The organism is Robiginitalea sediminis (assembly GCF_002198115.1).
Classification (GTDB): domain Bacteria; phylum Bacteroidota; class Bacteroidia; order Flavobacteriales; family Flavobacteriaceae; genus Robiginitalea; species Robiginitalea sediminis.
This window is the reverse complement of the sequence record NZ_NGNR01000001.1, coordinates 1,347,705-1,371,448: the sequence shown is the minus strand read 5'-3', so window position 1 is coordinate 1,371,448 and position 23,744 is coordinate 1,347,705. Positions and strand designations below refer to the sequence as shown.

Sequence of the window (23,744 nt, the reverse complement as noted above, 5' to 3'; positions counted from 1 at the left end):
TTCTGCCCGCTTACTGTTCCCCTTCATCGACAACCGTCTCGCCAAGATAGGAGAACATGGCAACCATAAACCCAAATGCGATTCCCCCGGCAGCCAAAACCCCAACGGCCGTAGTTACCCGGCGGGAGGCTTTGATGTTCTTCGGGTATACGCCGCTTATCCCCGCAGTATCGATGGGAATCTGGCTTTTCCTTGGCGAATTGGGGATGCCGAAGTACCTGTCCCCGCGCTGCTCTACTGCCTTGAACCGCAGGGGCCGGCCATCCTGGCGCTGAATCTTGACGGGCGTACCCGATGTTGCTGCCTCCTCCAGGGAAATGGAGGTTTTCCGGTAGATGCTGCAGGACTGCAAAAGGAGGCAAACCGCGAGGCCTACCGCAATGAAAGACGACCGCGAGCGTAGCGATTGGCCTGAAAAGCAACCTTTAAAGAGCTTCATGTTCCTGGAAAAGTTTCCTGTCGATACTAGAAGATAAATACAACCCTTAATAGCCCCGAAACCACAGGGGCAGAATACTCAAAGGAGGTTTTTCCGCACGATAGCCGAAATGGTCTTCCCATCGGCAGCCCCGGCGAGCTCCTTGGTCACGGCGCCCATTACCTTCCCCATATCCTTCATGCCATCGGCCCCCAGGGCTTCGATGGTTTGCACCACAACTTTCTCAATTTCGGCCTCGGTGAGGGGTTCCGGCAGGAAACGCTCCAGGACGGCCACCTGTGCGAGTTCGGGCCCGGCCAGGTCCTCCCGGCCCTGTTCCTTGTAGATTGCGGCGCTGTCCCGCCGCTGTTTGACCAGTTTCTGCACCAAGGCCATTTCCTCGGCCTCGGCCAGGCCACTGCCCCCGCCTTTTTCGGTCTTGGCCAGCAGGAGCGCAGACTTAATGGCCCTAAGCGATTCCAGGGTTACCGTATCCTTGGCCTTCATGGCGGCCTTCATTTCCTCCATAACTCTCGATTCCAGGCTCATAGTTTCAGACTTTAAATTGCCATTCAAAGATACGGAACTCGCGTGGGCTGGCCCAAACCGAAGAAGAGAGGGTATCCCATAAACACCATGGAGGCATTAAGTGGTAAAGGCCCATTGGGCAAACTCCCCCGCAATGGCTATTTTTGTACCGCTATGACCGAGAAGATCCAAACGGGCAACCTGTCCGGAATCCCTACCGATACGTGTGCATGAAACCTGGTAGGCTTGCCTTTCGATTATTCCCCCTATTCCTGTATATAGCAGGAGCCCTTTGGCTGCTCCCCGGCCTCCAGCTAAACAATTCCCTGGAGCGGTGGTTGGCGCGGGATTCCGAAGCCCTTTCCCAATATGCGGACTTCCTGGACAGCTTTGGGTCCGATGCCCTGTTGTTGCTCAGCAGGGAGGTAGACACCTCAGAGGCAGGAACCCAAGCCTTCGAAGAAGAGCTGAAGGTCGTTAAAGACTTCGAACACGTCCTGGACATAAGCCCCTGGCCCCCGCCTTATGTCCAACACAAGGTCAAACCAACGGCAGGTTACCGCACGGCCCTGATCCGGTTCCGGCCGGAATCCCACCTGAACCCCAACCGCATGGAACTCCTGGAAGGGATCGATTCCATCATGGCCCAAACCGGCAGGGACTATTACCTGGCGGGGACAGGGGTGGTCGGGCGGGCCATCAACGAACAGACGCAACGGGATGCCTCCCAATTCCTGGTTATCGGGTTTATCCTCCTGCTGGCCGGCCTGGTGTACCTGGTCCGGGACGCCCTTGCCATCCTCCAGGTATTCTCGGTTGCCCTGGCCGCCATTGCCACGCTGGTTTACGCTTCGGTCCTCCTGGAGGTGCCCATCAGCATGGCCCATACGGTAATCCCGGTCCTGATCCTCTTTTACAGTACCTCCACAGCTATGCATGTGCTGGCCCATGGGGGCAACTACCGTGAAATCCTCGCGCCCAGCCTCTGGGTGGCGGGCACGACCATCCTTGGGTTTTCGGCTTTCCTGGTGAGCCGTATTCCCTTGTTGCAGGACTTTGCCCTGCTGGGCATTTCCGGGATGGTTGGGGTGGTCCTAGCCTCCCTGTGGGTGTTCTTCCCCAGGGTCTATCCCTACCCAGGCAACCGGTTTACCCGCAGCTTCGGGAAAATCAAAAGGCCCCTGCGGAAGTATATGGCCATGGCGGTCCTCGCCCTCTTTGCCATAACTGCCCCCGGAGTAGGGATGCTCCGGTCCGAAATCCACAGCCTCTCCCTTCTGGACCGGTCCGAGAAGGCCTACCAGGACCATTTGAAAACCCTGGAAACCGTAGGCCCCTATTTCCCCCTGGAATACACCGTAAGCGAATCCGTCCCGAGGAAAGAACTCAGCGCCTGGGCGCGGGCCGTTTTTGAACTTCCCGAAGTTGGCGCCATGGCCTCCTTCCACCGCATCCCGCCCATGGCAGACCTGTTTGGCCTGGGGCTTCGTTCCCGGAAGGAACCGGACCAGTACCGGATTACCTTTTTCATTCCCCTCTTATCCACCGAAGAAGGGAAAGCCCTCGCAGGCCGGATAGAAACGCTCGGACATGACTTCTTTGAGACAAACCGGCCTCAGATCAAAGGGTTTATGCCCGTGTATTCCGGAATGTCGGACGATTTGCTGAAGGCCTTCCACAACGGGATGCTACTGGGTTTCAGCATTATTTTCCTGATGATGATTCTCTATCTGCGAAATTGGAAACTGATCCTTCCCACCCTGGTTGTGAATGTGGTCCCCATAGGGGCCATGCTGGGGGCCATGGGCTGGCTGGGCATCCGCCTGGACATGATAACGATCCCCCTGGGCTGCCTCCTGCTTGGGATTGTGGTGGACGATACCATCCACTTCATGCACGCCTACCGCAAGCACCGAGATGTGGATGCCGCCCTCCGGTATGCCGGCCCTGGCATCGTGCTTACCACGGTCATTATTACCATGGGGTTCTCCGTTCTGATGGCTTCAGGGGCACCCCCTATCCACTATTTCGGGTTGCTGAGTACCTCCGCCATCCTTCTGGCCCTAGCCTGCGACCTCTTCCTACTCCCGGAACTCCTTAGGAAAGTATATCCGTCCCAGGGAACCTCCAGAGATCCCGCCAAAAAATAACCCCCGAAGCAAAGCCCCGGGGGTCGGAAACGAATATTGGTAATATCAGTCCACGTTATCGTGCAAAAAGGAGTTGTTCGTCCTCAGGCGCATCTCCTCGTTGGAGTCCTCGCTCAGGGTGGTCCGGGAAACCCTGCCCTCCCCTTCCTTGGGTGGGTTCAGGTCCACGCCTTTCCGTTTGTAAGCGGGCTCTTTTTCTATCTCGTCAATATGGGAACGGTTGTGCTGGAACTTGTAATTGAAGTCCTTTAGCTTCCGGCGGCGCTCATCGGCCCGCTCCTTCAGGATTTCGCTAATGGGTCGGTCTGTGGGGTCGGCATCAGCCGGGGTTTCCTGGGGCTTGGGCGCCTCCACTGTTTTCTTTTCAAAAACCAGTTCGTCCTCCACCAGCTTGGGCTCGTAGTGCTCGGCCTTGGAGGTAGCCCCGGTCAGGTGGCGCTCCAGTTCCATGTACTCATCCAGGGAGTACCGGGTTTCCCCCTCATTGCGGTATTCCAGAACAGGGGTAATCTCCACGTGTTCCTTCACATCCATATCCCGGATATCGTCATTCAGGTCGAAGGTAATGATGTGCTGCTTTTCCTCCTCTTCTTCCGGGTTTTGCTTGTTCTCCATGGGCATATCGAAGAGCAGGCTCATCTGGTCCCGCTCCTCTGTATCGGCCTTCACCACAATGGGGTCTATGACCTCCATATCCCGGATCAGGTCCTGGGTGTCTACAATGACAAAATCTTCGGAAGGCGCCGGACTGGCCACTACCTCCTCATAGAAAACATTAAAGTTCCGGATATAGTCGGTGGTGGGTACCAGTTCGGGTTCTGCACCCAGGATATCTGCTTCCACCACTTCAATCTCGTCCAGTTCTGCCTCGCTCATGTCCAGGACATGATGTACTACTTCCGGTTCGGAGAGGTCCTGCTGGGCCTTTTGTTCATCTTCGAGGGTATGGATGATCTTCTTGGATTCGGTATTGACGATATCGTCCTGCTGGTCCATGTTAAACCCGGTGGCGATGACCGTCACGGCAATAGCCTCCCCGAGGTCCGGGTCTTCCCCAACCCCCATGATGATATTGGCCCCGTGGCCGGCTTCGGCCTGGATGTGGTCGTTGATCTCCCCGATCTCGTCGATGGTGATTTCCTGGGAACCGGAAACGATAAGCAACAGTACATTTTTGGCTCCTGTAATCTTGTTGTCGTTCAGCAGGGGCGAATCCAGCGCCTTCATGATGGCCTCGTGCGCCCGGGCAGACCCCGTGGCTGCAGCCGACCCCATAATGGCGGTGCCGCTGTTGGAAAGGACGGTCTTGGCATCGCGAAGGTCGATGTTCTGGGTATAGTGGTGGGTAATCACCTCGGCAATCCCGCGGGCAGCGGTGGAAAGCACTTCATCGGCCTTGGAGAACCCGGCCTTGAAACCTAGGTTGCCATAGACCTCCCTGAGTTTGTTGTTGTTAATCACGATAAGGGAATCCACATTGCCGCGCAGTTTTTCGATGCCGCGCTGGGCCTGCTGGCACCGCATCTTACCCTCGAACTGAAATGGGATGGTCACGATACCCACAGTGAGGATGTCCATCTCCTTGGCCTGCTTGGCGATAATAGGGGCCGCACCTGTACCGGTACCGCCTCCCATACCTGCGGTAATAAATACCATTTTAGTGTTGGCCGAGAGCATCCCCTTGATCTCTTCCATGCTCTCCAGGGCAGCCTGTTCGCCAACCTCAGGGTTGGCCCCGGCTCCCAAGCCTTCGGTAAGGCTTACCCCGAGCTGGATCTTATTGGGAACGGCACTGTTCTGGAGGGCCTGGGCGTCCGTATTGCAAATCACGAAGTCCACCCCGTTAATGCCCGCCTGGAACATGTGGTTGATCGCGTTGCTACCGCCGCCGCCTACGCCGATGACCTTGATGACGTTGCTTTGGTTCTTAGGCAGGTCGAAGGTGATGTTCTCCATTTCCATGTCTTCTGTTCGTTTTTTGTAATTATAGATTGTGGGTTCTCTTATTGTAAAGCCTATTCGGCGTTGTCCAGGAATTCCTTGAGCTTGTCTGCCCATTTATCGAGTACGGACCGACGTTCCTTCTTCATTCCCCCGGCAACCGCCTCCGGAACACCTTCCAGAACAGGCTCGCCCATCATGGGCTGGTCCTCCCCGGCTTCCGGGCGCTTTTTATGCCGGTCCTTCTGCTTCACGGCATTCATCAGCAGCCCCACTGCCGTGGCGTACAGCGGGCTGGCGATTTCCGCCTCCGAATCCCCGGCCAGGTGTTCGTTGGGGTAGCCAATCCGCGTATCCATACCGGTGATATACTCCACCAACTGCTTCAGGTGTTTGAGCTGGCTGCCCCCGCCGGTGAGTACAATCCCGGCGATGAGTTTCTTTTTCTGGTCTTCGTGCCCGTAATTCTTGATCTCCAGGTATACCTGCTCGATGATCTCCACCACCCGGGCATTGATGATCTTTGAGAGGTTTTTCAGGGAGATCTCCTTGGGCTCACGGCCCCTGAGCCCCGGGATAGATACGATTTCGTTATCCTTGTTCTCCCCGGGCCAGGCCGACCCGAACTTGATCTTGAGCAACTCGGCCTGCTTTTCAATAATAGAGCACCCCTCTTTGATGTCTTCGGTTATCACATTGCCCCCGAAAGGGATTACAGCTGTATGCCGGATAATCCCATCCTTGAAGATGGCGAGGTCTGTGGTACCCCCCCCTATATCGATCAGGGCCACTCCCGCCTCCTTCTCCTCCTGGCTCAGGACGGCATCTGCTGAAGCCAGGGGTTCCAGGGTAATACTGTCCAGGTCCAGGCCGGCACTCTTTATGCAGCGACCAATATTTTTTATGGAAGAAATCTGCCCGACTACTACGTGGAAATTCGCCTCGAGCCGCCCCCCGTACATCCCGATGGGCTGCTTGACCTCGGCCTGGCCGTCTACCTTGTATTCCTGTGGCAGGACATGGATGATCTCCTCCCCGGGAAGCATGACCAGTTTATACACCTGGTCGCAGAGCTTTTCCAGGTCCTCCTCGCAGATCACCTCTTCGGAATCCGGGCGGGTAATGTAGTCGCTGTGTTGCAGGGAGCGGATGTGCTGCCCGGCGATCCCAACGGTTACCGAATCGATTTTTAGGCCCGAATTGGCTTCGGCCTGTTCCACGGCCTGTTGAATGGACTGGATGGTCTGGGTGATGTTGTTTACCACCCCCCTGTGTACCCCCAGGCTCTTGGATCGGCCTGTACCGACTACCTCAATCTTGCCATATTCGTTTTTCTTACCGATTATGGCCACGATTTTGGTGGTTCCGATGTCAAGTCCTACCGAATACTTCGCTTCTTCCATGGCTTCTCAAATTTTAGTACACACTACCTGGTTCTCAAACTCCAGGCTTACCATCTGGTATTGTGCCAGTGTCTTGTCTTGTGCGGCCTTGGCGTAAAAGGCCTTGAAATTGTCAAACTTCTGTTTCAGGTCTGCAACCCCGCCCAGGTGTACCTCGAAGGGGTCCATGCGAAATTTCAGGCGATAATCGCCTTCTTCCTCAATGTGGATCCCGATCACATTTTTACTCAGAAAGGGATCCTCGTTGATGAATTTTAAGATTACATAGGCGTCTTCCAGACTTTTGCCCGTAATCTTGCCCGTAATAATTGGGACCCGCGCTGAATGGTTCGCAGACAATGGCATTTTCGTACCCTGGTCGTCCAGGTAGAATTGCCGGTCGGCGGCCACGCGGCCAATGGGATGCCTCTGGGTTATTTTCGCGTTAAGTTCACCGTTGACAGTGAGATAGACTTGGGCACTTTTCACCATATCATGGCTCCTCAGAACCGATTCTATAGTATTCAAAACTATCGCTTCTTGAGGGACGTTCTGGAGGCTCCCATAATTTTGTATTAACAATTTATTAACCGCAGACTCCGTCATATAGAGGGCATCCGGCCCGGTAAACTGCACCCGGATCCCCTGTACCTGCCTTTTGTTGCTGCGGATATCAGTAAAGGCGTATAACCCTGTTATACAAATACATAACCCTATCAGCTTCCACTTATTCATATTCATTCGCATGGCTTAATGCATCTTTGATCGCTTCTACTTCCAACCCGATGTCGCCGGCCCCTATGGTGAGGAGGATCTCAGGTGCCGCGGCCCGGATTTCATCTATTAATTGCCCTTTTTCCACCCGCCTTTTCCGCGGGTTTTCAATTTGCCCTAGCAACCACTCCGAGGTGATCCCTTCCAGGGGCTCTTCCCGAGCCGGATAAATGTCCAGCAGCCAGACCCGGTCAAATCGGGAGAGACTCCGTGCAAACTCGGGCCCGAAATCGCGGGTGCGGGAAAACAGGTGGGGCTGGAAAACCGCCAGGATTTCCCGGCCCGGGTGCATTTCCCGGATGGCCTCGTACACCGCATCGATCTCGGTGGGGTGGTGGGCGTAATCGTCTATAAAAATCAGGTGCTCGCTTCGGAGCTTATATGAGAATCGCCTCTCGACGCCCTTGAAGGTCGCCAAGGCTTCTACGAGGCGGTCCGGCTGGGCTGCAACCTGGACCGCCATGGTAAAAGCAGCTAATCCATTCAATAAATTATGCCGGCCCGGTTTGCTGAAGCGCACCGAGCGGTAGGTTCTGTCCGGGGTACGGATGTCAAAGCAATAGTGACCGTCCTCGGTCCGGAGGTTTTCGATACAGTACTGGGAATCGTCCCCAATGCCGTAGGTGATACCCTTTAACGGCAACCCGTTGCGCACCACTAACCTACCGCCAGGCCTTACCCGCCCGGCAAAAGCGCCAAAGGCTTCGGTAAGGGCTGCTCCGCTCCCGTAGATATCCAGGTGGTCTGCATCCATGGAGGTCACGCAGGCCACCTCCGGGGTAAGCCACAGGAAGGACCGGTCGTATTCATCGGCCTCCACCACGGAAAATTCGGTTCCCTCCATCAGGAAATTGCTGCCGAAATCCTCGGAAACCCCGCCCAAAAATGCCAGGACGTCCATCCCCGCTTCCTTAAGCAAATGGGCCAGGATACAGCTCGTAGTGGTCTTGCCATGCGTCCCGGCTACAGCCAGGCAACGGGTAGCTTCGCTGATCATCCCCAGGACCTGCGCCCGTTTGAGCACCTCAAACCCACCGGCGTTAAAAAAGGCAAAACCGGGGTGTGTCTGGGGCACCGCTGGGGTATAAACCACCAGGGTACCCCCGGCCTTTTGGAAAGGCTCCGGAATCAGCGCTGTGGACGCCTCGTAACAGATTTGGGCCCCTTCGGCCTCCAGGGCGCGCGTCAGGGGGGTAGGGGTACGGTCGTACCCGGCCACCTGGCGGCCTTCCCTCAGGAAATAGCGCGCCAACCCGGACATGCCGATGCCTCCTATCCCGAGGAAGTAAACCCTATGAACGGCTTGCAGCTGCATCTGTTGCGAGTATTTTTTCTATTTCATTGACGATGTGGGCTGTGGCTGCCGGCTTTCCCTGCTCGCGAAGCCGCTGGCCCATGCGCAGCATTTCCGCGGGCGAAGCCACCCATTGGCGGAAGGTGCTTTCGAAGCGCTCCTCCAGTTCCCGTTCCCGAAGCATAAGGGCCGCCTGCTGGTCTACCATGGCCTGGGCATTCTTGGTCTGGTGGTCCTCAGCCACATTGGGCGATGGGATAAAAAGAACCGGTTTTCCCACCAGGCAGAGTTCCGATACGGAACCCGCCCCGGCCCGGGAAATAATCATATCGGCCGCCGCGTAGGCCTGTTCCATCTCCGGGATATAGGCCCGGACTGCCACCGAGTGGCTTTCGCGGTGGGCATACTGGTCGAAATACATCTTGCCACACTGCCACAATACCTGCAGGCCCAGAGCCTCAAAAAGCGGCAGGTTCTCGTCTATAAGGCGGTTGATCCTTCCGGCACCCAGGCTTCCCCCAAGTACCAGCAAGGTGGTCATTCCGGGTTCCAGGCCAAAATGCCGAAGGGCGTCGGTTTGGGGCGGCAGGGTCCCGGCCAGCTTTCCGCGTACGGGGTTGCCCGTAAAGACGATGGCTTCCCTGGGGAAGAACCGGTGCATCTCCGGGTAGGCCACAAATATGCGACGCGCCCTGGAAGCCAGCCATTTATTGGTAATCCCGGCATAGGAGTTTTGTTCCTGAAGCACACAGGGGATTCCGCGGGCGGCGGCCATGCGCAGGGTGGGGCCACTGGCAAAACCTCCCGTGCCCACCACCAGGTGGGGTTTGAATTGCCGTATGATTTTCCGCGCTTGCATCAGACTCACTATTAACTTGATCGGAAACAGCAGGTTCTTCCAGGTCAGTTTCCTCACCAGGCCGCTTATCCAGAGGCCTTTAATCTCGTACCCCGCCTGGGGAACTTTTTCCATTTCCATCCGCCCACGGGCCCCTACAAACAAGAACCGGGCCCCGGGGTACCTTTTCTTCAGTTCATCGGCAATGGCAATGGCCGGGTAAATATGGCCCCCGGTGCCACCGCCGGAGAGTAAAAACCTATAGTTGTCCACTCAATATCTCCAGAGGATGTTCCTCATTAATTTTAGTCTCATCGGGCACTTCCGGCTGCTTCCGGCTGGCCGAAAGGATTACCCCTATGGCCAGGCAGGTCATCCAGATGGACGTCCCCCCACTGCTGATCAGCGGCAGGGTCTGCCCGGTTACCGGGAAGAGTTCCACCGCCACAGCCATATTGATCAGGGCCTGGAATACGATAGGCAGGCCCACCCCTATCACCACCAGTTTGCCAAAAACACTGGCATTGGCATTGGCCACCACCACAATTCGAAACAAGAGCAACAGGTAAAAGAACATCAGGCTCAGCCCCCCGAGAAGCCCGTACTCCTCAATGATGATGGCGTATATAAAATCCGAACTGCTCTGGGGCAGGAAGTGTTTCATCACACTCTTCCCGGCACCGTTTCCAACCAGCCCGCCGCTGGCAATGGCAATCTTGGCTTTTTCAATCTGGTAGTCCCCTTCGGAGTCCTGCCCGTCCCAGAAGCTTTCCACACGACTCATCCAGGTATCCACCCGGTTTGGGAACACCCCTGGCATAGCCTTGGCCAACAGCACAAAAAGGGCCAGGCATGCGAGGCCGGTCAGGACAATCCCGCCCAGGTAGCGGAGCGGGTACCCTCCCAAAAAGCAAAGCATCAGTACCATACAGAACAGGATGGCCGCTGTTGAGAAATTCGCCGGCAGGATAAGGGCGATAATCGCAAAAACCGGGGCCCAGAGGGGCCACAGGCTCTCGGTAAAACGGATGCTCCGGTCCTTGATCCGGCTCAGGTACCGGGCCACGTAGATCATCAGGACCACGGCAGCCAGGTTGGAGGTCTGGAAGGTGAAGCCCACCACGGGGATGCGGATCCACCTGCTGGCATTGGCCCCTTCAATGGTGTTCCCCTGGGCCAGGGTGTAGATCAACAGGACCAGTACTACAGGGATGGCAATAATGGAAAGGCCCTTAAAGAAATGGGTCGGGATCTTATGGATCCCGTAGATGATGCCGAAGCCCAACAACAGGAGTACCCCGTGCTTAAGCAGGTGTCCGAAGGTGGTTCCGCTGCCCACTACGTAGACCAGGTTACTGCTGGCGCTGTAAACGGGCAAAAAGGAAAAGAGCGCCAACAGGGCCACCACGGCCCAGATGGCCTTGTCTCCTTCCAGATGTTGCAGAACCCTTTTCACCTTATAGCGCCTTTACTGCCTCTTTGAATTGATCGCCCCGGTCCTCGTAATTCTTAAAAAGGTCAAAACTGGCGCAGGCCGGAGACAGCAGGACGGTATCGCCCCGCTCGGCTATCTTGTACGCCACCTTAACCGCCTCGGACATGGCCACAGTCTCGACCACCAGGTCCACGGCACGCCCGAACGCTTCAAGGATGCGGGTATTGTCTACCCCAAGGCAGATGATAGCCTTAACCTTCTCGCGTACCAGAGGCATCAGGGCACTGTAATCATTGCCCTTGTCCACCCCTCCTACAATCCAGACGGTGGGGGCAGTCATACTTTCCAGGGCGTAATAAGTGGCATTTACGTTGGTAGCCTTGGAGTCGTTGATGTATTGCACGTGGTGTATTTTCAGCACCTTTTCCAAACGGTGTGGCGCCCCCTGGAAATTGGCGACGCTCTGCCGGATGCTTTCCTTGCGAATACCCAGAAGCCGGGCCACCGTGGCCGCCGCCATGGTGTTTTTAATGTTGTGCCGGCCTTCGAGGGCCAGTGAATCCGTACTCATTTGCATTTCGGTGTTATCCGTTTGTATATAAATCATGTCCTGGTCCAGCCAGGCGCCTTTGGTTCCTTGTTCCTCCAGGGAAAACGGCCACACTTGCGGCTGCATCCCTTCCGGACTGATATGCTCCGAGAGCACCGGACAATCCCGGTCGTAAACCAGGTGGTCCGTCTGCTGCATGTTCTCTGCCAGACGCAGCTTGGAGCGTGTGTACAACTCCATCTGGTTCCCGTAGCGGTCCAGGTGGTCCGGGGTGATATTGGTTATGACCCCGATATGCGGCCTGAACCGGCGGATCCCGTCCAGCTGGAAGCTGCTTACCTCGAGCACGTAGCACGGATGCGGGTCTTCGGCCACCATCCGCGCAAAGCTGTTGCCGATGTTCCCCGCCAGCCCGGCTTTGAGCCCGCCCTCCACCAACAGGTGGTGGGTAAGCATGGCAGTGGTTGTTTTTCCGTTGCTCCCGGTTATAGCCACCAGGGTGGCGTTGCTGAACCAGGAGGCAAACTCGATTTCCGAAATCACCGGAATACCGCGTTGCGTCAGGGCTACCACCAGGGGGGCCGTATCGGGAATCCCGGGGCTCTTCACGCAGAGGGTTGCCTGCAGGACCCGCCCAATAGTGTGGGTCCCTTCCTCCCAGGGAATACCAGCTTGTATAAGAACTTCCTTGTACTTCTCGGCAATCTGGCCTTTGTCCGAAACAAAGACCTCATACCCTTTTTGTTTCCCGAGGAGGGCTGCCCCTACCCCGCTTTCCCCGGATCCCAGAACTACCAGCAGGCCGTCTTTCAACAGGGGTTCCATTCCGGGGTACTCCTTTCCTGTTCCCATCCTTAACGCACCTTGAGGGTCACGATGGTTATGATGGCAAGCAGGATACCGATAATCCAGAAGCGGGTTACGATCTTACTTTCGTGGTATCCCTTCTTCTGGTAATGGTGGTGCAGCGGTGCCATCAGGAATATCCGCTTCCCTTCTCCCAGCTTGCGCCGGGTATACTTGAAATAACTCACCTGTAACATGACCGAAAGCGACTCGGCAAAGAAGATCCCGCATAGCAGCGGAATGAGCAGTTCCTTGCGGACGATCAGGGCAATAACCGCAATGACCCCGCCTATGGTCAGGCTCCCGGTATCTCCCATAAAGACCTGGGCCGGAAAGGCATTGTACCAGAGGAAGCCCACCAGCGCCCCTACAAAGGCCGCAATAAACACGACCAGCTCCCCTGCCCGGGGAATAAAGAAAATATCCAGATACTCCGAGAAAATCACGTTCCCCGAAACCCAGGCAAAAATCCCAAGGGTGAGGACGATTATGGCGGAGGTGCCCGCAGCCAGGCCGTCTATGCCGTCTGTGAGGTTGGCCCCGTTGGAAACCGCGGTGACGATAAAAATGACGATCGGGATAAAGATCAGCCAGGCGTAGTTCTCGGCCCCTTCTCCCAGCCAGGACACCCATTTGGCGTAGTCCAGCTGGTTATTCTTGAAAAAAGGCACATTGGTTTTCAGGGACTTTACCTCCCGCCCCTCGATTTGCTGAACTTCGTAGGCTTGGGTAATGATGGTGGTGTTTTTCTCCTTCATGGTTACTTCCGGATGGAAGTAAAGCACCGCCCCCACCATGAGGCCAAGGATCACCTGCCCGGTTATCTTAAAACGCCCCTTAAGGCCCTTCTTGTTCTTTTTGAAAATCTTGATGTAATCGTCGATAAAACCGATGGCCCCCATCCAGAGCATGGTGATGATCAGCAGGATGACGTAAATATTGTCCAGCCGGGCAAAAAGCAGGGTCGGGATAAGGGTGGAAAAAATAATTATGAGACCACCCATGGTTGGGGTGCCGGCTTTTTGCTGCTGCCCCTCCAAACCGAGGTCCCGGATGGTTTCCCCGATCTGACGGCGGCGCAGGAACTGGATCACCCGCTTGCCATATGCCGTGGCCAGGATGAGCGAGAGCAGGACTGCCATCCCTGCCCGGAAGGTCAAAAACCGGAAAAGGGTGGCACCAGGCAACTGGTAGGCCTGTTCCAGGTACTCAAATAGGTAATACAGCATCTCGCTCCGCTCTAATCGTTACGCCAACTCCTCCAGGATCTCCCGGACAATCTTGAAATCGTCGAAATCCCGGCGGACACCCCGGGTTTCCTGATAGGTCTCATGGCCCTTGCCCGCAATGAGGATGATATCGCCGCCGGCAGCCAATTTGCAAGCTGCACGGATGGCCTGTTCCCGGTCCTCGATGGAGAGGACCTTGCGGGTATTCTGGGCCTCTACCCCTTTTTCCATTTCGGCAATGATCGCAGCCGGGTCTTCTGACCTCGGGTTGTCCGAGGTGAAAATGGCCGTATTGCTCATTTCCGATGCGATATGACCCATTACCGGACGCTTAGACTTGTCACGATCACCACCACACCCCACTACGGTGATGACGGACTCATTTCCAGTCCTCAATGCATTGATAGTAACCAACACATTTTTTAAGGCGTCCGGCGTATGGGCATAATCAACAATAGCCGTTATACGCTGTTTGGAGACGAAGTACTGAAACCGGCCATCCACGGTTTGCAGGCCGCTGAGCAGTTTCAGGATCTCCAGCTGTTCCAGCCCGAGTAAGCGGGCTGTGGCATAAATTGCCAGAATATTGTATGCATTGAAAGCCCCGATCAGCTTGGTCCAGACTTCGCTCTCCTGGATCTTGAGCAACTGCCCGTCTATCTGCTGTTCGAGGATTTGGGCCCTGTAGTCCGCATAGGATTTCAGGGCATAGGTAACTTTTCGTGCCCGGGTGTTCTGGATCATGAACAGGCCATTCTTGTCGTCGGCATTGGTCAGGGCAAAGGAAGCGGCCGGCAGGCCGTCAAAAAGGCGTTTCTTGGTGTCCCGGTATTCCGCGAAGGTCTTGTGGTAGTCCAGGTGGTCGTGGGAGAGGTTGGTAAATATCGCCCCCTGAAAATGCAGCCCGGCAATCCGCCCCTGGGCAATCCCGTGGGAACTGACCTCCATAAAACAGAACTCCACCCCTTCCCGGCTCATCTCGGCCAGGTATTTGTTGATGGTCAGGGCATCCGGGGTGGTGTGGGTTGTAGGATAAACGGTATCGCCCACCACAATGCGGATGGTGGAAAGCAAGCCTACCTTGTACCCCGCCTGGCGGAACAAATCGAAAAGCAGGCTGCTCACGGTGGTTTTCCCGTTTGTTCCGGTAACCCCGACCAGCTTGAGGTTGGCCGAAGGATTTCCGTAAAAATTAGAAGCCATTACCGCCAGCGCCTCCTGGGTATCCGTTACCTCCACATAGGTAACCCCATCCCTGAGGTCTTCGGGCAGGGTTTCGCAGATTACGGCGCTTGCCCCGCCTTCCAGGGCTTTATCTATAAAGCGGTGCCCGTCTGCCTGGGTTCCGCGGACGGCCACAAAGGCATCGTCCCGGCCTGCTGACCTGGAGTCGAAGCAAAGGCCTCCTACCCGTATGGCGGTACTTCCGCTAACGGCATTGATGGAGACCCCGAACAACAAGTCTTTTAGCGGCTTCATGATAGTTCCAGGACGATTCGTTTTACTTTTTTCAGGTCGGTTCCTTTGGAGACCGATTGCTTTCGCACTTTGCCGTTGCCCCGTATTTCGACCTGAACCCCCATATTCTCCAGAATGGAGAGGGCATCCATCCCACTCATCCCACGCAGGTCGGGGAGCGTTTTATACTCTTGTCGGAGGGCCTGGTAATACGACTCATAGGACTGGTCCAGGTCCGGCGTGTGCAACACCACCCCGGGCAACTGCTCCACAATGGGCTGGTTGGCAATGATTTTCTGGGCCACCGAACGGAAAACCGGTCCGGACACATCGGCCCCGTAATACCCTACACTTTTATCCGGCTCATGGATGACCACGATACAGGAATACTGCGGATTGTCTGCGGGGAAATACCCGGCAAAGGTGGAGATGTAGGCCAGCTTTTCCGGATCGCGCTGGGCGTAATTCTTTTGGGCCGTCCCGGTTTTTCCGGCGATGGCCAGGTAGGGTGTTTCCAGTTTATGGCCCGTACCGTGTTTCTTGGCCACTACATTGCGCAACAGCTGCTGCACCTTGGAGATGGTTTCGGCAGAGGCCACCTGCGGGTTGAGCACGTGTTTGTCGAAGCGCTGTACGGTGCGGTCCCACTCGCGGACCTCCTTGATAAGCCTTGGGCGCAACAGCTCCCCCCCGTTGGCTATGGCATTGTAGAAGGCCAGGGTCTGAAGGGGCGTTAGGGACACCTCATACCCGTGGGACATCCAGGCCAGGGAAATCCCCGACCAACCCTTGTCTCCCGGGCTGCGCAAAACGGGCTTGCCCTCGCCCTTTATGGGCATGCCCAGGTCGCTGTGCAGGTTCATCTCCATGAGGCGGTTCACAAAATCCTGCGGGCGGTCCTTGTATCCGTTATGGATGATTTTGGCAAATGCGGTATTGGAAGAAACCTCGAAGGCTTCCCCCACTGTGATCTTTCCGTAGCCCCCATGGCGCGAATCGCGTACCACCCGATCGTATATACGCCAGTAACCCTTCTCTGTGTCTACCACCGTTGCGGTGTCTACAATGCCATCCTCAAGGGCGGCCACCAGGGACATCAGCTTAAAGGTGGAGCCGGGTTCGTGGGACTCCCCAATGGCGTAGTTGAGCCTTTCGTAATAGGTGCCTTCCTCGGTGCGGCCCAGGTTGCTGATGGCCTTGATCTCCCCCGTGGCGGCCTCCATGACAATAACAGTGCCGTGTTCGGCCTTGTAGTGTTCCAGCTGCTGCAACAGGGCGTGGTGGGCAATATCCTGGATGTTGATATCTATGGTGGAAACCACATCATACCCGTCCTTGGGCTCAATGATGTTGTCCAGGCCGATCGGTTTCCATTGCCCCTTGGCAATGCGCTGCTTGAGCCGCTTACCCTCCATCCCGCGGAGGTAATTCCCGAAAGCCCCTTCCAGGCCTACCCGGGTGGCATAGCCATTGTCGTCAATGCGCTCGTACCCTACACTGCGTTCGGCAATCTTGCCCAGGGGGTGTTCCCGTACGGTGCGCTGCTCCACGATCATGCCCCCTTTGTAGGGGCCTTTTCTAAAAAGCGGGAACTGCTTAACGGCCGTGTACTGGGAATAATCCAGGTTGCGGGCCACCAGGGCATAGCGGTTCTTACCCGAGCGCGCCTTGCGAAGCAGCCGCTCATAGTGTGCCTGGGGTTTGCCCAGGAGGTTGGCCAGGGCAGAAGCCAGGGGACCGACCTCTTCCTGGAAATCCTGTTCGGAAACCGTAACGGCATCGAAGCGGATGGTGTATTTGGTAACGGAAGTGGCCAGCAGGCTGCCATCGTCCGAATAGAGGTTGCCCCGGTTGGGGGCAATGGTAAACATTTTCTCGGTCCGCTGCATGGCCAGATCGCGATACTTGTCGCCGTCTACCGTCTGGATATTCACCAGCTTAAAGACCACGGCAAGGGCGAAAAGGAACATCCCGCCGGCCACGACGTACAAACGGATCAATATGTTTTTCGGGGTGATGGCCAAGGGTTACGGAGTTGCGTTTATAAGGATTTTGCGGGGCGGGCTCTGGGCGGGCAACAACCCAACCTCCCGGACCCGTTCGCGGATGGTCGATTCCAGTTTGAGGCGTTGGGCACGGGAACGGGTCTCCACGAACTCGCTCCGCAGCTCGCGCACCTCATCATTCATAGCTGCAATCTGGTGCACCTTCCGGTCTGCGGCATGAGAGCTGGCAATCATGATGGTAGCCAGGGCGGAGGCAAAAAGGATAAACTTCCAGTTGCGCAGGGCATCCCCGCTCACCAGGAAGGTTCCTTTCAGTATGGCCACGATTCCTTTTTTCATTTTTTGCTCTCGTTATGCGTTTGCAGCCGCTCTGCGATCCGCAGTTTGGCGCTTCTGGCTCTGGGGTTGACCTGTATTTCAGTATCGGACGGGACGATAAGTTTGCCCACAGCCTTAAACGGCCTGATGGGGTTCCCGAAGAAATCCTTCTCCACCTCCCCTTCGAACTTGCCCGAGCGGATATAGCGCTTAACCAGCCGGTCCTCCAGGGAATGGTAACTGATCAGGCTCAGCCTGCCCCCTGCCTTCAGGACATCCGGGGTCTGCAGCAGGAATTCGCGCAACACGCCGAGCTCCTCATTGACCTCCATCCGTATGGCCTGGTACACCTGGGCCAACCCTTTGTTCTCCTTCCCTTTTTGCAAGAGGGGCCGCACCGCGGCACTCAGGTCGGAGGTGGTTAAGATGGGCGCCTTCTCCCGGGCCTCCACAATAGCACGGGCCACGGGTGCCGGGTTGCGGAGTTCCCCGTAATTCCGGAGGATTTCCCGCAGGGCTTCAAAAGGGTATTCCCCGATCACCTGCCTGGCCGAACGCCCCGAACGGCGCGACATGCGCATATCGAGTTCCCCTTCCAAACGGGTGGAAAAGCCCCGGCTGGCCTGGTCGAATTGATGGGAAGAAACCCCAAAATCCGCCAGGATACCGTCAACCTTCAGAATGCCATAGAACTTTAAATACCTTTTCAGGTATCTGAAATTTTCATTGACCAGCAAAAACCGGTCGTCCTGAGGGGCGTTGGCCAAGGCGTCCTCATCCTGGTCGAACGCGATTAGCCTGCCTTCAGAACCCAACCTGCTGAGGATTTCCCGGCTGTGCCCCCCGCCTCCGAAGGTGACATCTACATAGACCCCATCTGCACGGACCGCCAGCCCGTCGACCGACTCCCTCAGCAGCACGGGCCTATGGTAGGGCGTCTCCGTCATCGCCCATTACCTCTTCGGCCAGGTCGGCAAAATCTGCCGCGGTTTCCTCCAGCACTTTTTCATAGCTATCCTTGTCCCAGATTTCCAAAATATTGATGGCAGAACTCAGCACGACTTCCTTGTCTATGCCGGCCACCGCCATCAGGTTCCTGGGGATGAGCAAACGGCCTGTGGCATCGATTTCCACAATCTTGACGCCGGCCGTAAACCTCCGGATAAAATCGTTGTTCTTTTTCTTGAACCGGTTCTTGCGATGCATCTGCTGCATCAACTGGTTCCACTCAGACATCGGATAGAGTTCCAGGCAATTCTGGAACACCGACCGCTTGATCACAAACCCTTCGTTCACCACGGGCGCCATCTGGTTTTTCAAGGCCACGGGGATCATAACACGCCCCTTGGCATCGGCCTTGCAATCGTATGTTCCTACGAAGGTGATCACGAAAAAGTCAGGTTGATTCTTCTTATAAAACTCAAATATATAGAAATTATTACCACATTTTACCACAAAATCCCACTTTGTGAAAAAAAAGTGAAAGAAGTCATACCAACACGCCTTCAGGCATTGGTTTTATTGTGGTTGTAAAGTGGGAAGGGTCCCTGCGCCGAAAACTGGCATCCCACCGGCCTCCTGTCCGTTCGGGAAAGCGGCCTGAGGCCTTGCGGTAAGGGGGAAATCCCTATATTTGCCAACTCATAACAACGCCCCAGGGATGGAAGAGCAGATAATAAAGGATGGTAAATACCGCTATATCGAGATGGGGGAAGGCACCCCCATGATCATCCTGCACGGCCTCATGGGAGGCCTCAGCAACTTCCAGGGGGTTTCGGAGTACTTTCCTGCCAAAGGATATAAGGTCCTGATCCCGGAACTGCCCATCTACGACATGCCGCTGATCAAGACCAACGTCAAGAATTTTGCGCGTTTCCTGGAGCAGTTTATAGAATACAAAGGCCTGAAGGATGTCATCCTGCTGGGAAATTCCCTGGGCGGGCACATCGGCCTGCTCCACACCAAGATGTACCCTGAAATGGTGAAGGCCCTGGTCATTACCGGGAGCTCCGGCCTTTACGAAAGCGCTATGGGGGACGGATACCCGAAACGGGGCGATTACGAGTTTATCAAGAAAAAGGCGCAGGATGTGTTCTATGACCCGGCTGTGGCCACCAAGGAGATTGTGGATGAGGTATTCGCCACGGTGAACGACCGGATGAAACTGGTCAAGACCCTCTCCATAGCGAAGAGCGCCATCCGCCACAACATGTCCAAGGACCTGCCCAAGATGACCACCCCCACCTGTATCATCTGGGGGGAAAACGATTCGGTTACCCCACCCAACGTGGCCCGGGAATTCCACCAGCTATTGCCGGATTCAGACCTGTTCTGGATCCCGAAATGCGGGCATGCCCCTATGATGGAGCACCCCAATGACTTCAACCGCATCCTGGAGAGCTGGCTGGTAGCCAGGGGGTTCTGATACTCAGGAAACTCCTGTTCCCCGTTTATTCCCAATCCGGCATAGAGGCATTGGTGAATACCACTTCGCTTTCGAAGAATTCTTCGGTATCCAGCTGCTTCCTTCGGATACTCCTTTCGGAAATCCCATCGTTGGAAGTATACGTATAGATAACAGACCCGCCATTGGGCGCGTATTTGGCATCGAGGGTATTAAAGCCCGCAGGTTTCCGGGTATCGATCTCCACAGCTGTACCGCTTACCAGGTTGTATTCAAAAATGCGCGCGTCGAGTTGGCGGTACTGGTTGTTCTGGGTGCCCGATACGTCCCGGGTGTACAGGATCCGGTTTCCGTCCGGGGCATAATCAATGCCACCCAGGGCACCACTCACCCCGGAAATGACCGTCCGGGTTACCTGGCCACTGGCGATATTGACGGTCCGTACTTCGGCATTGTAGCCTTGTGCATCGTTGAGTTTCAGGGCAAGTTCCCCTCCTCCCGGGCTCACGGCAATTTCCGTAATAAATTCATTGACAGCAGCCTCATAGACCACCTGCACCCCGGAACCATCCAGGTTGATGCTGTACACTTTGTTGAAATTCGGGTAATAGAGGGCACTGCCATTCGGGTACCAGGCGAATTCCACCTCATCCTGGCGGAATGCGGCCACGGGCACCTCGGCAGTAAGTTGTTTCTGGTCGGTACCGTCCAGGTTCATGGTGAAGATATGCGCTTCTCCCCCTACGGTCCGGATATAGGCAATTTTACCCACCAGGCGGTTGGCCTTTGGCCTGTAGGCATTGATGCCCGAAGCGGTCAGCTGGATCTCGTTCTGGTTGACTTCTGCCGAAGTTCCCCCCGGTTCGCCACCGGAAAAAATAACATTGTTGCCTTCCAGGTTCCTTACAAAAAGGTAGCGGTTCTGTGAAACACCCCTCAGCTGAAAACTACCGATTTTACTCTGGACCGGCTCGGTAATATCGTCCGTAGCGGTTACCTGCCAGAAATAATTGGCGCCAATAGCCAGGTCCTCCACGACCAGGACCGTATCGGCAAGGGCTTCAAATGTCTGGGTAGCTCCCGTATTTCCATTTCGCAGCTCCAGAGAGTAGGTTATGGGGTCCTGGTCATTGGCAGCGGACGACCAGACGAACTCCACGGGGCTCAGCACATCGGTCTGCTTGTCCTCCGGGGCCAGCAACAGGGGTACCCGTGGCCTCAGGTTAGCTGCCTGAAGGCTGTCCAGCTCAAAAACCACATTCGTAGTTTTACCCGCCAGGATTGAGGCGGGCTCGAAAGCGGCCTGGAAGTCCTCCTGTTCGGCCTGCACAGAATAGTCCCCCACCAGGATATCGGGAATCCTGAAATTCCCATCCCGGTCTGTGAAGACGGTGTTTGAAGAGGGGCTCGTGGTAATCTTGACGTTCTCCACCGGGGTGTTATCCCCCTGGGTTACCACTTTTCCCTCCAGGGTGCCGAAGGCCTGGTCGTCCAGGGTCTCCTCCTCGCATGAACCTACAAATAACAAGGCTGAAAGCGCCAGTAAACGGATGAAATAGCGTTGGGTCATGGGTTATCAGTTATCGTATTGATATGTTTTTTCCAAATCGCCACTCCAGCCCCAGGCTGAAGTTGCTGTAAAAATCGTCACGCACCCCGTTGACGACATCGTCCAGGGCATCGGTGGTCGTATGGTTGTTCTCTGCACTAATAAAAATGGACAGGCCGGGGTTAACCCGGTATTTCAGGGCCAGTCCGTACTGGAAGTTAAAACCTGAAGGGTCCTCGGTAAGGCCCGGCTTGGGCGATCGCAAATCGAAAATACGCCCGCCGCCGCCATATACATAGGGGGTAAACCGGTCCCGCGGGAGGATGGTGTAGCCCAGGTTCAGGTTCGCGGACATATATTCCTTATAAAAGTTCTGCCCGCCGGTGAAATAGAAATAGTCCCCGCGCAGTCCGAGGTCCAGGTGTGGGGTCAGGTACAAACTGTATCGAAGGCCGCCGCCTACCCCTAAGGATTTCTTGGTGAAGTCCCCGTTGAACACGGGGGCATTCCCGTACACACTAAGCCCGGACTTGCGCAATTCACCGGCTTGCGACCGGTTGTACAGGAGGGACGACTCTTCTTCCTGCTTCCTTAGGTTGTAGGCCAACACCAGGGAATCGTTTACCTCTAGCCCCTCAGCGGTACTCCAGAGGTTATCCTGTATCCCCTCAATGATCAGGGATTCGACGGCATTCTCTATCGCATTCTGAATAGCCAGTTGTATGGGTTCGTTCTTGGTAATCCCCGTTTCCACTTCCAGCAGGCGCTGGAACTTTACATAACGGAAAAGGCTGGCATCCAGGGCCTGGGACAGGATGGTCTTGGACACGTAAACGGTTTTCAGGATTTTTCCATTGGAGGTGGATACGGCCCTGAGATAGATGGTGATCCGGTCCTGCCGGTATTGGGCAGAGCCCCCTACCCCGAAATACCGGGCGCCATAGCCGCCAGTGATGATATTGGTGTCATAGGAAATAATCCCCCCCTCGAGCAGGATCCCGGCATAGAGCAAGGGGGGCAGGTTGGGCTGACCACTCTGGTCGCCCGTATACTCCTGGCGGGTGGAACGGATGATGTTGCGTTCATTGAGGAGGTTGGAGAGGTTCTCCCGCTCTATGGGGGTAAACCATTTGGAATCCTCCAGGGCCTTAATCAGCATGGTAGTTGCCCCCTGGGGAACCGCCGTGCTGAAGGTACTGGCGTTTTCGACCGCCTTGTACTGCCCGGTCTGATCCTTGAAATTGTACACCCCCACCACGATTGGCTCTGCCGGGAGGGGTAAGCTCCTAAGCGCATCCGATTCCGAAGTGGTTTCCCCTGTCCTGGAGGTAGTGGGTGCAACGGGCTGGTTAAAATAGGTGCCGCAGGCCGATAATGCGAGGAGGGCTCCCAGGGCTGCGAACGTTCTGTAACGCTTCATAGATACGGGGTTAGTTCGGGACAATAATCTGGGTTTGCTCCCCGGTGGTGGTATCGAGGATGTTGATGACCAGGCCTTCACCGGATTCGAAAATTTCCAGGAGCAGATCCCCTATATTGAAGGTGCCGGGCTGCAAGCCGTCGCCCAATTCGGAATCGAAAACCGAACGGGTGAGCTGGCCCAGCAGCTGGCGGTTGAGGCTTTCCTGAAAATCCTCCAGCTCCGACCGGTCGGACCCGAATCGGTCCGTATTGTCGGTAAAGGAATTCTGCGCATTGGCAGAGCTCAGCAGCCACTGGTAGTTAAAGGTGTTCCCCCCGAAATTCGGGTTCTTGGGGGTATAGACCAGCTGTTGGCTGTAGGTGTATCCTGAAAATACCAGGAGAAGGCAGGTGAAAAGGAATCGTTTCATCTTAATAGGATATGGTGTTTTGGCGGATGGCCTTATTCTGCTGGAAATACTGGTTCACCCGGCGGATGGAATACTCCACCATCTGATCCATGTAGGAGCTTCTGGGGTTCACAAAGAACTGGACCACCAGGTCGTCCCCCGCATAAATGCGGATTTGGGTATTGCCCCCAATGGCCAGGACCTCGTCTACCTTGACCATCTTGTTTCCGTTGATATTGTTGGTGGTATAGGCCAGATAAAATTTCTGGTAGAAATCCCGGCCCGGCTTGGTTTTGGTGTTTTCGAAGACCAGCCCTGTAAGTAGCTCCACATCTGCCGAAGGAGCGGCCTCTTGTTGAGGCACGAGGCGCTGCTCTTCCACAATACTGGGCTGCAGGTCGTCCTCACCCTCAAAACCGTTAATCACAATGCGGTCCTTCCCAATGACCTGGTCCTCTTCATAAATCAGGACAAAGACAATGGTTCGCTCCCCTTCGGAGATTTCGATATTGGCCTGGCTGATGATTTTCCGTTCACCGGCCTCGGCAATGAAGTACTGCTCGTCCTCGTATTGTTGGGAGGTCCCTTCCCGGTCGCTCTTCACGATCAGGGCACGGTACCTCAGGCTTTTCTTTAAGGGGGTTTTGTTGTAGGCCGAGAAGACGATAGAAGTGCGGACCCCCCGGGAATCCACATCAATAAAGGCTTCCACTTCCCGGTTGAAATTCTGGGCAAGCAGGAGCTGGCCGTGGATTCCAAGGATAAGGAACAGGCATATCGCCTTTGGTGTGGTCATCCGGGGCAAGACCATCG

General features: G+C 55.7%; 21 protein-coding genes. 2 read left to right on the top strand and 19 right to left on the bottom strand.

Translation table 11 applies throughout. The features are described 5' to 3' along the window. Window positions 1–10 precede the first annotated feature (10 nt). Both CA832_RS06115 and CA832_RS06110 read right to left on the bottom strand, forming a co-directional pair. A complete protein-coding gene (locus CA832_RS06115) occupies window positions 11–439 on the bottom strand; it encodes a hypothetical protein (protein WP_143542340.1) in 429 nt (142 codons plus the stop codon). Window positions 440–517: 78 nt separating this feature from the next. Further along, window positions 518–967 (bottom strand): GatB/YqeY domain-containing protein, encoded by a 450-nt coding sequence (locus tag CA832_RS06110; protein WP_088340646.1) that lies wholly within the window; start codon window positions 965–967, stop codon window positions 518–520. Window positions 968–1,176: 209 nt separating this feature from the next. Here CA832_RS06110 and CA832_RS06105 point away from each other — a divergent pair, with 209 nt between their 5' ends. Next, a complete protein-coding gene (locus CA832_RS06105) occupies window positions 1,177–3,096 on the top strand; it encodes an efflux RND transporter permease subunit (RefSeq protein WP_088340645.1) in 1,920 nt (639 codons plus the stop codon). A 45-nt stretch (window positions 3,097–3,141) separates the two neighbouring features. On the opposite strand, the gene ftsZ is transcribed toward CA832_RS06105, so the two are convergent. From ftsZ to mraZ, 13 genes are read right to left on the bottom strand one after another with little or no spacing between them, the layout of a single operon-like run. Beyond that, on the bottom strand, window positions 3,142–5,058 hold the full coding sequence (gene ftsZ, locus CA832_RS06100; RefSeq protein ID WP_088340644.1) for a cell division protein FtsZ: 1,917 nt from the start codon (window positions 5,056–5,058) through the stop codon (window positions 3,142–3,144). 53 nt (window positions 5,059–5,111) lie between these two features. Further along, a complete protein-coding gene (gene ftsA / locus CA832_RS06095) occupies window positions 5,112–6,440 on the bottom strand; it encodes a cell division protein FtsA (RefSeq protein ID WP_088340643.1) in 1,329 nt (442 codons plus the stop codon). Window positions 6,441–6,446: 6 nt separating this feature from the next. Beyond that, a complete protein-coding gene (locus CA832_RS06090; protein WP_317042266.1) occupies window positions 6,447–7,154 on the bottom strand; it encodes a cell division protein FtsQ/DivIB in 708 nt (235 codons plus the stop codon). Continuing rightward, complete coding sequence (gene murC / locus CA832_RS06085; protein WP_088340642.1) at window positions 7,147–8,508, bottom strand: UDP-N-acetylmuramate--L-alanine ligase; 1,362 nt, start codon at window positions 8,506–8,508, stop codon at window positions 7,147–7,149. The genes CA832_RS06090 and murC overlap by 8 nt, the downstream gene beginning before the upstream one ends. Further along, a complete protein-coding gene (gene murG / locus CA832_RS06080; RefSeq protein WP_088340641.1) occupies window positions 8,486–9,598 on the bottom strand; it encodes an undecaprenyldiphospho-muramoylpentapeptide beta-N-acetylglucosaminyltransferase in 1,113 nt (370 codons plus the stop codon). Before murG ends, murC begins: the two co-directional genes overlap by 23 nt. After that, window positions 9,585–10,781, bottom strand: coding sequence for an FtsW/RodA/SpoVE family cell cycle protein (locus CA832_RS06075; protein ID WP_088340640.1), 1,197 nt, complete (start codon window positions 10,779–10,781; stop codon window positions 9,585–9,587). Before CA832_RS06075 ends, murG begins: the two co-directional genes overlap by 14 nt. 1 nt (window position 10,782) lies before the next feature. Continuing rightward, on the bottom strand, window positions 10,783–12,162 hold the full coding sequence (murD, locus tag CA832_RS06070) for a UDP-N-acetylmuramoyl-L-alanine--D-glutamate ligase (protein ID WP_233131741.1): 1,380 nt from the start codon (window positions 12,160–12,162) through the stop codon (window positions 10,783–10,785). Between the two features lie 2 nt (window positions 12,163–12,164). Next, window positions 12,165–13,385, bottom strand: a complete 1,221-nt coding sequence (mraY, locus tag CA832_RS06065; protein ID WP_088340639.1) for a phospho-N-acetylmuramoyl-pentapeptide-transferase — start codon at window positions 13,383–13,385, stop codon at window positions 12,165–12,167. Window positions 13,386–13,403: 18 nt separating this feature from the next. Beyond that, complete coding sequence (locus tag CA832_RS06060) at window positions 13,404–14,864, bottom strand: UDP-N-acetylmuramoyl-L-alanyl-D-glutamate--2,6-diaminopimelate ligase (RefSeq protein ID WP_088340638.1); 1,461 nt, start codon at window positions 14,862–14,864, stop codon at window positions 13,404–13,406. Beyond that, window positions 14,861–16,867: a penicillin-binding protein gene (locus CA832_RS06055; RefSeq protein WP_088340637.1), complete on the bottom strand. Its 2,007-nt coding sequence runs from the start codon at window positions 16,865–16,867 to the stop codon at window positions 14,861–14,863. Before CA832_RS06055 ends, CA832_RS06060 begins: the two co-directional genes overlap by 4 nt. A gap of 3 nt (window positions 16,868–16,870) precedes the next feature. Further along, window positions 16,871–17,188, bottom strand: a complete 318-nt coding sequence (locus CA832_RS06050; protein WP_088340636.1) for an FtsL-like putative cell division protein — start codon at window positions 17,186–17,188, stop codon at window positions 16,871–16,873. Next, the gene (gene rsmH, locus CA832_RS06045) at window positions 17,185–18,114 is read right to left on the bottom strand and encodes a 16S rRNA (cytosine(1402)-N(4))-methyltransferase RsmH (protein ID WP_088340635.1); all 930 of its coding nucleotides are present in this window, start codon (window positions 18,112–18,114) and stop codon (window positions 17,185–17,187) included. The genes CA832_RS06050 and rsmH overlap by 4 nt, the downstream gene beginning before the upstream one ends. Continuing rightward, window positions 18,092–18,556 carry a division/cell wall cluster transcriptional repressor MraZ gene (gene mraZ / locus CA832_RS06040; protein WP_088340777.1) on the bottom strand — a complete coding sequence of 155 codons (465 nt, stop codon included), beginning with the start codon at window positions 18,554–18,556 and terminating at the stop codon, window positions 18,092–18,094. The genes rsmH and mraZ overlap by 23 nt, the downstream gene beginning before the upstream one ends. 271 nt (window positions 18,557–18,827) lie before the next feature. On the opposite strand from mraZ, the gene CA832_RS06035 reads away from it, so the two are divergent. Further along, window positions 18,828–19,592 carry an alpha/beta fold hydrolase gene (locus CA832_RS06035; RefSeq protein WP_088340634.1) on the top strand — a complete coding sequence of 255 codons (765 nt, stop codon included), beginning with the start codon at window positions 18,828–18,830 and terminating at the stop codon, window positions 19,590–19,592. 25 nt (window positions 19,593–19,617) lie between these two features. On the opposite strand, the gene CA832_RS06030 is transcribed toward CA832_RS06035, so the two are convergent. Genes CA832_RS06030 through CA832_RS06015 form a run of 4 tightly spaced genes read right to left on the bottom strand, consistent with a single transcriptional unit; the run spans window position 19,618 to window position 23,727 of the window. Then, window positions 19,618–21,141, bottom strand: coding sequence for a carboxypeptidase-like regulatory domain-containing protein (locus CA832_RS06030; protein ID WP_088340633.1), 1,524 nt, complete (start codon window positions 21,139–21,141; stop codon window positions 19,618–19,620). A gap of 10 nt (window positions 21,142–21,151) precedes the next feature. Beyond that, a complete protein-coding gene (locus tag CA832_RS06025; RefSeq protein WP_088340632.1) occupies window positions 21,152–22,540 on the bottom strand; it encodes a CsgG/HfaB family protein in 1,389 nt (462 codons plus the stop codon). 10 nt (window positions 22,541–22,550) lie between these two features. Then, entirely contained in the window at window positions 22,551–22,952 is a 402-nt protein-coding gene (locus CA832_RS06020) for a curli production assembly/transport component CsgF (RefSeq protein ID WP_088340631.1), read from the bottom strand. Between the two features lies 1 nt (window position 22,953). Beyond that, window positions 22,954–23,727 (bottom strand): CsgE family curli-type amyloid fiber assembly protein, encoded by a 774-nt coding sequence (locus CA832_RS06015; RefSeq protein ID WP_158211886.1) that lies wholly within the window; start codon window positions 23,725–23,727, stop codon window positions 22,954–22,956. Window positions 23,728–23,744: the final 17 nt, after the last annotated feature.